Origin of the sequence: Armatimonas sp. (genome assembly GCF_031410135.1) — a bacterium.
GTDB lineage: Bacteria > Armatimonadota > Armatimonadia > Armatimonadales > Armatimonadaceae > Armatimonas.
The window spans coordinates 1-1,643 of the sequence record NZ_JANNYP010000205.1 but is presented as its reverse complement, the minus strand read 5'-3'; the positions used below and the strand labels follow the sequence as shown (position 1 = coordinate 1,643).

The 1,643-nt window shown below is 53.5% G+C and carries 3 protein-coding genes and 1 tRNA gene; 2 read left to right on the top strand and 2 right to left on the bottom strand.

The window, feature by feature from the left end:
* The coding region (locus RMO15_RS07370; RefSeq protein WP_309709920.1) for a hypothetical protein at positions 1-639 on the bottom strand (639 nt) is incomplete at its 3' end.
* 40 nt (positions 640-679) lie between these two features.
* A complete protein-coding gene (locus RMO15_RS07365; protein ID WP_309709918.1) occupies positions 680-871 on the bottom strand; it encodes a hypothetical protein in 192 nt (63 codons plus the stop codon).
* Positions 872-1,135: 264 nt separating this feature from the next.
* On the opposite strand from RMO15_RS07365, the gene RMO15_RS07360 reads away from it, so the two are divergent.
* Both RMO15_RS07360 and RMO15_RS07355 read left to right on the top strand, forming a co-directional pair.
* A tRNA-His gene (locus RMO15_RS07360) sits at positions 1,136-1,211 on the top strand.
* 137 nt (positions 1,212-1,348) lie between these two features.
* On the top strand, positions 1,349-1,643 hold a 295-nt coding region (locus tag RMO15_RS07355; protein WP_309709922.1), incomplete at its 3' end, for a site-specific integrase.

Below are 1,643 nucleotides of genomic sequence, written 5' to 3'. Positions count from 1 at the left end.
GTTCTGAAGCCCGTCTCCTGATGGTTTGGCATCAACTTCTTGGGTACTAAGTTGCACCTTGTACCGTCCGAGTTTGAGTCTCAGTTCGTCGAAAGCTTCGCGGAGTTGGCGATGGTTTTCACGAAGCTCAAGGTGCTCTTTAAAGAACTCCTCCTGCCCATCAAAGCCCGGAGTCACTGTAGATTCTGGAGCCGATTCGACCACCGAATCAAATGAAAGCGCAATGCACCCAATGATCGCCATCACGCTGGCCTGAATAAAAACCCCCGCCGTCATTGCGTTTCCAAAGATGAGGTTGAGTGCAGGGAGGGCAATCGCCATCGTGATTGAGACGCCTCCGTAAAGGCGGACTCCGCGAAACATGATGGTGGAGGCAGGAATAAGGGCAACGAAGCCGTATCGAGACAGGTAACCGCCAGGTGCGAGGAGCCCCAAAATCGCGAATGACTCAAAACCCACGAGCACGGAGTGCATCGTCTTATCAAGGGTTTCACGGTGGGCAAGCATCGACTGCATCGCACCACTGAGTGTCACAAGGATGGCCACGCCGATGGCGTGATCTACCGGAACCCAATTGGTGAGAAACGCGCTGGCCACGATGATGAGGCCAACTACTGCCCGAGAAATGAAATCGAACATAAGACTTACTGGCAATCTTCGGGGGAATCGCCTCCGGAAGTTAGGTCAGCTTCTTCACAACTTTTCGGAACGTCTCTCGCTCCATCTCTCGAATTTCAACCGTGATACTCGCCTCATGCTCGTCAATGCTAACGCGAAAGGCGTTCTGTAGGACGTTTATGATTTCGTCGGCGATTCTCTGCCGAAGCTCCAGCGGTCGCCCGGTCAGTACCGAGACCTGGCACTGGACCAAAACCCGCTGGCGCGCCCAAACCCATCTCCCAGGTCATCCTGAGCCCATGAAACGCCTTTACCGCCGCCGGATCGACGGTCTCGAATTTGCTCAGCGTCGCGACCAGGGCTTCTAAGATGTCTGGGATCACGGCATTCTCTTCGAGGTTCGCAGTGGTTTCGAGAAAGATTTGGGGCATCTGCCGTAAAGTGTACGCCCTAGAACGTCTGGCCTGTCTCAGCAAGCATCAGAGAATTTGAGTCATAATCACTCCTACTCTACGTGGCGGTTGTAGCTCAGGGGTTAGAGTGCCTGACTGTGGCTCAGGAGGTCGTGGGTTCAAGACCCATCAGCCGCCCCAATCCTTCCCTGTTGAACCTAGTTTGAACATCTGACTCACGAGTGTTCCCTCGGTCAGGGGAGTAACACGTGAACATTCAGCAACTGACACCACAATTCTCAAACGAATTGCCCCTCTCGGATGCGCAATCCGAATTCATGCTTCATCAGCGCACTTCGAGGCACACACCCAAGACCCTCGAATACTACGATTATGTCCTTGGCAAACTCATGAATTGGCTCAGAGCCCAAGGAATCTCGACGGTTCAGCAGGTCGAAACCGGCACCATGAGGAAGTTTGTGCTCTACCTCCAGGACAACCTTGGAGCGAACAGCGTCCGAACCGTTCTTCGAGGAACAAGAGCGTTCTTCTCATTCATGGTCAAGGAAGAGTTTCTGGAGAAGGACCCGATGGTTCGAGTCAAGACGCCCCTAGCGGATAAGACAATCCTTC